This is a genomic window from Soehngenia sp., assembly GCF_055108775.1.
Genome location: NZ_JBSQIL010000077.1, coordinates 1 through 8,120, shown reverse-complemented (window position 1 = coordinate 8,120; position 8,120 = coordinate 1). Strand labels below are relative to the sequence as shown.

The 8,120-nt window shown below is 28.6% G+C and carries 7 protein-coding genes and 1 CRISPR repeat array; all 7 genes read left to right on the top strand.

All coding sequences use genetic code 11. The features are described from left to right. Nucleotides 1-186: 186 nt before the first annotated feature. The 7 genes from ACTB1H_RS08450 to ACTB1H_RS08420 all read left to right on the top strand — a co-directional run bounded on the left by ACTB1H_RS08450 (nucleotide 187) and on the right by ACTB1H_RS08420 (nucleotide 8,055). On the top strand, nucleotides 187-846 hold the full coding sequence (locus ACTB1H_RS08450) for an RAMP superfamily CRISPR-associated protein (protein WP_463262404.1): 660 nt from the start codon (nucleotides 187-189) through the stop codon (nucleotides 844-846). Next, nucleotides 847-2,409, top strand: coding sequence for an RAMP superfamily CRISPR-associated protein (locus tag ACTB1H_RS08445; RefSeq protein WP_463262403.1), 1,563 nt, complete (start codon nucleotides 847-849; stop codon nucleotides 2,407-2,409). After that, the gene (locus tag ACTB1H_RS08440) at nucleotides 2,410-3,681 is read left to right on the top strand and encodes an RAMP superfamily CRISPR-associated protein (protein ID WP_463262402.1); all 1,272 of its coding nucleotides are present in this window, start codon (nucleotides 2,410-2,412) and stop codon (nucleotides 3,679-3,681) included. A 5-nt stretch (nucleotides 3,682-3,686) separates the two neighbouring features. After that, the gene (locus ACTB1H_RS08435) at nucleotides 3,687-4,133 is read left to right on the top strand and encodes a hypothetical protein (protein WP_463262401.1); all 447 of its coding nucleotides are present in this window, start codon (nucleotides 3,687-3,689) and stop codon (nucleotides 4,131-4,133) included. 4 nt (nucleotides 4,134-4,137) lie between these two features. After that, a complete protein-coding gene (locus ACTB1H_RS08430) occupies nucleotides 4,138-6,234 on the top strand; it encodes a TIGR03986 family type III CRISPR-associated RAMP protein (protein WP_463262400.1) in 2,097 nt (698 codons plus the stop codon). 160 nt (nucleotides 6,235-6,394) lie between these two features. Then, a CRISPR array of direct repeats spans nucleotides 6,395-7,285; the repeat unit is 30 nt; unit sequence GTTTTTAGCCTACCTATAAGGAATTGAAAC. Between the two features lie 244 nt (nucleotides 7,286-7,529). Continuing rightward, complete coding sequence (locus ACTB1H_RS08425) at nucleotides 7,530-7,829, top strand: DUF3784 domain-containing protein (protein ID WP_463262399.1); 300 nt, start codon at nucleotides 7,530-7,532, stop codon at nucleotides 7,827-7,829. Nucleotides 7,830-7,857: 28 nt separating this feature from the next. Further along, a complete protein-coding gene (locus ACTB1H_RS08420; RefSeq protein ID WP_463262398.1) occupies nucleotides 7,858-8,055 on the top strand; it encodes a UPF0236 family transposase-like protein in 198 nt (65 codons plus the stop codon). Nucleotides 8,056-8,120: the final 65 nt, after the last annotated feature.

Here is an 8,120-nt window from a genome sequence, read left to right as displayed (position 1 = left end):
TAAGAGAATATTTAAGAAAAGGCGAGTTGGAAACTCAATATTTCTTGGAATTAAACAGACTTTCGAACTATTTTCCAGCTTTGAAAAATGCAAAAGGTGATTACTGTTTCTATGAAAATACCTGCATGTATTTTGATGCTATCGAAGCAATGGATGTTTTCAAAACGTTAAAATAGGAGGCCTCTCATGAAAGAAGAATTTTTGATAACTATAAAATTGGAATCAGAAACTATATTTGGAAGTGGATATTCTGTCCCAAGCACAGTAGATTTAGATGTTGTAACTGATGACTATGGAATGGTTTATATGAAATCTAAGACTTTTAAAGGGAATTTAAGAGATTCACTTGAAGAAATATTAGAAATAATTGATGAAGGACGTTATCTATATTTAGTTGATGATCTTTTTGGAAAACCCCAAGACGGATTAAATCAATGGCAAAGACTCAAATTTTCCGATATGAGATTGTCAAGCAAGGTACGTAAAATAATAATGGATAATGTAGATAAAGGCATTTTGAACCCTCTAGAAATAAAGGAGTCTTTAACTGATATAAGAAGTTTCACGAGTATAGATGAAGAGGGAAGATCCAAAGATAAAAGTCTAAGGCAAATGAGAGTAATTAAGAAAGGATTACAATTTGAAGTTGAAGTTAGCTGTGAAAAGGAACTTTCAAATGAAGAAAAAAGTGCATTAGCTCTAGCTGTAAAGAATTTAAGACATATTGGATCAATGAGAACAAGGGGTAAAGGCGAAATAGATTGTTCTTTATATGAAAAAAAATCTGGAGAATATGAAGAAATAAGCTTTACTCTTGTTGAAAACTTTTTAAGCGAGGTGAAATAAATGGTTAAATACATTACCTATGATATCGAATGCCTTGAAAACATAAAGCTTTCTACTACACACAATCAAATAGATTTCGAAGAGAGTTTAGATTACATCACTGGTTCGTCAATTAGAGGAGCTTTCATATATAACTACATAAATAAATATAATGTTGGTGATATATCAAACAACCCTCATAGAGAAAAATTGTTTACAGATGATATAGTTTTTTTTAACGCATATCCTAAAGCAAAAGATAAAAGGAGTTTCCCACTACCAAAGTGTTTCTTCGCACCCAAAGCTGAAATGAAAATGGCAAGTGATTACCTAAATCTTGAACTAGGAATTGACAATAAACTAAAACCTCTATATGAAAAGGTTAGATTATGCGAATTTGTTGTTGAAAATGGCGATACTTTAAATAAAGTAAAAATAGAGAAAGAATCACATCTTCATATAAATAAAAATACGCCAAAAAATAAGCTCTATAGATATGAAACAATTAAAAGAGGTCAAACATTTTCCGGAATAATTAAAACTGTAGACGACTATGAAGAAGAAATAGTTAATTTATTAAAAGATTCTATTGTATATATTGGAGGTTCTAAAGGAAGTGGATACGGAAAATGTAAAATAGAAAATTTAAAAGTGTCAGATGAAAATCCAGAAGCCACTTTATCAAATTTAAATGTAGATAAAGATTTTTATGTAATAGCTCTTTCCGATATAATCTATCGTAACAATCTAGGCAAATACACAACCACATTAGATGGATATGCAATAGGTTGTGAAAATGCTAAATATGTGGATAGCAATATCGAAACAAAATATGTATCATCATACAACAATAAATGGAGACAAAAAACTCCAAATACAGTAGCTATAAAAGCTGGAAGTGTATTTAAATTTCATATTGATGAGACTTTAGATCCAAATAGGCTATATGAAACAATATCTCTTGGAATTGGAGAAAGAAAAAATGAAGGATTCGGCAGAATTGCTATAGTTGATGATATAAAATACAAAAAAATAGAGTTAAATTCTGACAATATGATATCTAAATTAGAACCAGCAAATCTTAGCCCAGAAGAGGTTAACCTTCTTAACACCATTGGTTTTGAGATATTTAAAAATAGAATCAATAAAAATATCAGTAAAGAAGTCCTTGAGCTGAATAAAAAAATAGTACCAAATGATTGGAAAAAGTTAAATGACACTCAAATTGGAAATTTAATGACTATAATCAACAACTTAACTACATTAGAGCCCAAAATAGGTAAAGATAAATTCGCAAATTTCATGTGCCATTTAACTAGCAAATCTAGAAATCCATTGTACGAAGCATTGTATAGTATAAAAACAAAAGATGATAACAAAAATATGCTTATTTTTTTAGATGATTACGTCAAAAACAGCACTAACAAAGAATTATTTAAAGAAAAATTTAAAGACTGTGCTATAGATTCAGAAAACTTCCCAGATTATTTCAATGAAATTGAACCAGAATTTATATATAGGCTCAATCTAAAAATCCTTTCAGAACTGTTTAGGTATCAATTAAGAATAAGGGAGGAAAAATAAATGAATTCTGTAACTATAATCAAAGCAAAAATAATAAGTTCTACTCCACTTTTCATTGGAAATGATGATAAGACTATATTGATATACGAAGATGAAAACCTAGCCTACATCCCCGCAACGTCAATAGCTGGCTCTTTTAGATCGTTTTTAGACTCTATTGGAGAAAATTCAAATGATTTATTTGGAGATAGTAAGCTTAATACTCAAAGTAAGGTCTATATAAAAGATGCTACTGCTAAAATAAAGAGTTTTACAAAAAGAGATAATTTAAAAATCAATTCAGAAAGTGGCAGCAATGTAAGTGGTTCTAAAAGAGAAAGCACATATTTAGATAAAGGGCTTGAATTTGAACTAATATTTGAAATAAGAGACGATTTTGATAACAATCAAAATAAAAACCTTATTTATAAATCACTTAAAGCATTAGATCAATCAATTATAAGATTCGGTGGAAATAAAAGTGATGGATTGGGTGTATTTAAAGTTAATGAAATTGAGGAAATCAGTTTTAACTTCAAAAACAAAGAAGAGCTTCTTTTATTTTTGAAAAAAGATTATTCAAATATGAAAAATACAACTTACAAAATGAATGAAATGGAAATTGAAAAGGGATTTGTTTTTTTTAATATATATGGTAAGTTTACTACCCCACTTATAATAAAAAATAACAATATCGTAGATCCCGATAGTCCTGATACAGCCAGTATAATGAATTCTTACAACGATTATATCATACCAGGCTCTAGTTTAAAGGGAACATTGAGGTCAAGAATTGAAGTTATAGCAAACTATTATTCATTAAATGATGAATTAGATGAATTGTTTGGAAAAATTAATATCGATAATAAAAGTCAATTTAAATTAAGCCGTTTATTTGCAAATGAGTCTACTTTAAACAATGCAAATCCAAAAATATATTCTAAAAATAGAATAGATAGATTTACTTCAGGAACTATAAACAATGCGCTAATGAATGATGAACCAGTCACTGCTGAAACAGAAATATCGCTAATATATAGAAAAACCAATAATATAAGCTATGACAATATGGTAGTAGGTCTAATTAGCCTAGCACTTCGAGATTTAGGAACAGAGAATTTAAATTTAGGAGCTGATTTTAGCATTGGAAGAGGTAGATTTAAAGCTCATAAAATGTTTATAAGAGATGAACACCAAAATATAGAAATTGATTTTAAAAATAAGACTATTTCTAATAAAAACTTATTAGATGAATATATTTCTGCTATAAAAAATTATAAAGTAAGAGGGTGAAATTAATGCCAAAATACCTGTTAACTAGCCTTAATGTTGAAAACTGCAAAACAATTCTTAACTTTGATATAAATAACAATCTTAATGATATTCTTGAAAAATCTTTATTAAAAAGTTTAGATCTAAAATATGCTATTGTATACAATATTGACAATGTATACGTTGGCAGCATCGAAGATTTGGAAATTGATGACGAAAAACTTATTGAGGCAAGATTTTTCAATGAATTATCTGAAATAAAAGTCTGGAAAAATGGAAATGAAATAAAAGCATCTTATTTCAAAGAATTAGATGACCCAGAATATATTGAAGAGTCATACTTTATATATAAAGATATAAAATTAAAAGAAGCCAATAAAATTAAGGTAAAAAAATACCTTGATTATGATTTAGAAAATCAGTGTTATATATCATATATGAAACCAGTAGATTTTATTTTTGAAAGGGCGTGATCTTATGAAAGCTGAAATAATGGATTTAGAAAAAGACCTTAAGTTAAAATATGCAAAAGCTCCATATAATTTTGTACCATTCCCATCTAAAGCTGTAAATAGATATAATTCATACGATGACTTGCCAAAACACAACACATATCTTGACAAAAATAAAAATGCTCTTTTATCTGGGACAATAGAATATGAAATTGTTGCTAAAACACCAATCATAGTTGCAGAAAATGAATCCTCAGAAGGATTAAAGACTTTTTTTAGAAACTCAGAAGGAAATTTTTCTATCCCAGGAAATAGCATAAGAGGAGTTTTAAGAAAAAATACACAAATTTTAAGTATGAGCAGCCCTGTAAATGAGAATAAAACGGTAAACAAAAATCTAACAGACATTGAAAATGCGAAGTTATTGTTCAGAGATATAGCCTCGAATAATTCACTAAGTAAAATTTATAAAAATCACTTAGGAATAGATCCAATAAAGAGAATTGCTAAAAACATAAAATCGGGTTTTATTAAGCAAGATGATAATTCAGATTATATAATTTATGAAAGTGAAAAAATATTTAATGGAATCGGTTATACAAGAATAAGTGAATTAAATTTAAGGGAAATTGCAGATAAAAGCATAAAAAATAAGATACATTTTATGTATAATGAAGGTATTATTAAATATAAAGATGAAATTAGAAAGCTAAATAAAGAAAAAAATACCAGAAAAAAATTAGAAATTATCAGAAATTATGAAAACAAAAATGCCAGCCCATATTTTGTAGAAGTTTCTTTTACATTTGACCAAAAAGGAAGAGTAACTAGTATTTCAGAAAAAGGAAAGTTAAAAAACAATGGAATTTTATTAACTGGTGGATTTATAAGAGGAAAAATGAGCCATTATTTAGTAGCTGCACCAAATGATAATTCTCACAGTTTCACTTTAAGTAAAGAAGATGTTTTTAACTACGAGAAAGACTGTAAAATGACGAAGAAAAAAGCTTCGTTCTACAATCTCCCTGATAAAGGATCTCTAAAGCATGTTTTCTATATAGAAAAAGATGGACAATTGCACTTTGGATTCACTCCTTACATGAGGTTATTTTATAAAAACGATATTTTAAACGGAGTAAAAGATAAATTAAGATATGTTAATGGAATTAGTTATGAAAAATCTTTGTATGGATTTTCTGAATTTTATCTAAATGAATCTAAATATGACTACAAATCAAGATTAAGTTTTGAAGATGCCGTTCTAATTGAAGGCAATGAACACGATGAAGTTATCCCTGTAATCCTTGGTGAACCTAAACCAACTAGCTACACACTTTATTTAAAACAAAATTTAGATTCGAAAAAAGAAAATCTGATTACTTATGAGAATGACAATTTTGAGCTAAGAGGATATAAAGAATATTGGCTGAAAAATTATATTGAATATACTAAAGTTAATTCTAATAATAATGTAGGAAGTAATCTCAAACCCTTAGATGAAGGCTCAAGATTTAAAGGAAGAATACATTTCAAAAATTTAAATAGAGATGAACTAGGTCTTGTTTTATGGTCTCTTATGTTAAATGAATACTCTTATCAATCTATAGGAATGGGAAAGCCTTATGGGTTTGGAAGAGTAAAGATTGAAAATGTTGAATTGAAACTAGAGGATTTAGACAAAAAATATGGAGAGTTTTCATTTGATTATTACACATCTGATGATCCTTTAATTTATATTGATGAATATAAAAGGTATTTTTCAAAGATATTTTTAGAAGGTGAAAATATTGAAGAGAATAATTCAATAAAAACTTTTCTATATATGAAAAAATATGTAGTTGATAAAAATGATAGAGATTATTATTCATATATGCCATTGAATGAATTTAAAAATAAAAAAATACTTCCAGATGCACTATCTTATAAAAATAAGATTAAAGATAAAAATGTTACAAATAATATTGATCAAAATAAAGGTAAACCGAAGTACAATAATCCACCAAACAATCAAAATAACAAATCTAATTATAATAAGAAACAAAATACAAATAGTTTTGGAACTACAATCGACTTAAGTGGATTAAAACTTAATGATGAAAAAAATAACAAAAAGAAAAAATAAGTAGAAATTTGTCGTCGATGTCCAATAGTGCAAAAACCCCTGGAGATCGACGACAAATTAAAAATATGCAAAGTTCAAAATTACACATTTTTATTTTCTTCAGTTGCACTATACAATTGACATAATAAGTTATATATAGTAATATCAATATATGAACGGGGTTTTTAGCCTACCTATAAGGAATTGAAACAAGAACCTCTAAAATGGCTAAAAATGCAGGTTTTTTAGTTTTTAGCCTACCTATAAGGAATTGAAACCTGTCTGTATCCTTCCAGTGACTGCTACCAATCTCCCGTTTTTAGCCTACCTATAAGGAATTGAAACGGTAAATGACAACGCAGGAAGTCCTACAAGCACTATAGTTTTTAGCCTACCTATAAGGAATTGAAACATTCTCCAGTAAGATTTGCAGAAGCTCCAGATATAGTGTTTTTAGCCTACCTATAAGGAATTGAAACATAGCCCTCAGCTGTAAGGTCGCCCTCTTCCTCGTCGTTTTTAGCCTACCTATAAGGAATTGAAACCAAGAAAAACAATGAGCAGTTCCATTTGTATTCCAGTTTTTAGCCTACCTATAAGGAATTGAAACTGCGATACCTCCGATTATTGAAGATGGCAACAAATAGTTTTTAGCCTACCTATAAGGAATTGAAACATAATATCTACTTCTATAACCTCGTCTAAGCTGTCTGTTTTTAGCCTACCTATAAGGAATTGAAACTCGATACAGACGACATATATTCTATATATTTTAATGGTTTTTAGCCTACCTATAAGGAATTGAAACAGTCGTCACTTAATTGCTCTAAATAGTCGTATATTGGTTTTTAGCCTACCTATAAGGAATTGAAACAAGCAAAAGATGCTTTGGTACATATAAGAAATCAAGGTTTTTAGCCTACCTATAAGGAATTGAAACCTTTAGCTGTTGACAGACCAAAGGCTAAAGATAAAGGTTTTTAGCCTACCTATAAGGAATTGAAACTAAAATGTTTGGTAAAAGTCTAATACCTCATGTTGAGTTCTTAGCCTACCTATAAGGAATTGAAACCTCCACAGAAAGAGCAACCAAGCTCCTTCTGTAGAGGTTCTTAGACTACCTATAAGGAACGCTAAATGTAAGTTAAAATAAAACAAAATGGACTTATAGATGAACTCAATAATCATAATAATAATTAAGTTGTTTAAACGTTGATATCGACAATTAATTGATACTCTCATCGGTAAGATATATGTTTTATTAATTTGCGGTAATGTTGTAGAATTACAATTTATTTTAATGGAGGGATTTGTTTATGAGTATTGTTTCACTTGTTGCTGGAATTTCATTAACAATTGTAGCTTTATTAATTTGGAAATTTAAAGCGGTAGAAATTATAGCTGGATATGATCCTAAAGACGTAGTTGATCCTACTAGACTAGCACATGTCGCAGGATTAATGTTGCTTATGTTAGGGATATTGTTAATGACAGAGAGCTTACTGATTTATGAGGAAATTATAATAGCGGAGCAAGCGGTTTTTGTAGTGGTTGGGACAATAATTATAGGTACAATTGTTTCCGGCCTTGTGATTTCGTATTTTTCAAAGCATTAAAACTACAATTATAGCTGAAAAAGTTAGGATGGAAATAAAAGAAAAGAGAAAGGTTAACACAATCTACATAGAAGCTGATGAAGACCTTGTTCCAAAGCAAAATGGAAATAATAGAGAGAAGAAATTAATTTATGTATATGATAATAAAACGGAAGTAAATAAGGGTAGAACAAAACTTGAAAACATAAGATATTTTACAGGAGAAATACCTCCAGAAGATCTATGAATAGAGGTTGCAACATAAGTAAGCATGAAAAAATCTAAAATATATATATTAAATAATTGGGAAGG

Bases quoted from the DNA above. Each gene is read 5' to 3' on its own strand.
- ACTB1H_RS08450 (WP_463262404.1), top strand. From the start codon at position 187: ATGAAAGAAGAATTTTTGATAACTATAAAATTGGAATCAGAAACTATA.
- ACTB1H_RS08445 (WP_463262403.1), top strand. From the start codon at position 847: ATGGTTAAATACATTACCTATGATATCGAATGCCTTGAAAACATAAAG.
- ACTB1H_RS08440 (WP_463262402.1), top strand. From the start codon at position 2,410: ATGAATTCTGTAACTATAATCAAAGCAAAAATAATAAGTTCTACTCCA.
- ACTB1H_RS08435 (WP_463262401.1), top strand. From the start codon at position 3,687: ATGCCAAAATACCTGTTAACTAGCCTTAATGTTGAAAACTGCAAAACA.
- ACTB1H_RS08430 (WP_463262400.1), top strand. From the start codon at position 4,138: ATGAAAGCTGAAATAATGGATTTAGAAAAAGACCTTAAGTTAAAATAT.
- ACTB1H_RS08425 (WP_463262399.1), top strand. From the start codon at position 7,530: ATGAGTATTGTTTCACTTGTTGCTGGAATTTCATTAACAATTGTAGCT.
- ACTB1H_RS08420 (WP_463262398.1), top strand. From the start codon at position 7,858: ATGGAAATAAAAGAAAAGAGAAAGGTTAACACAATCTACATAGAAGCT.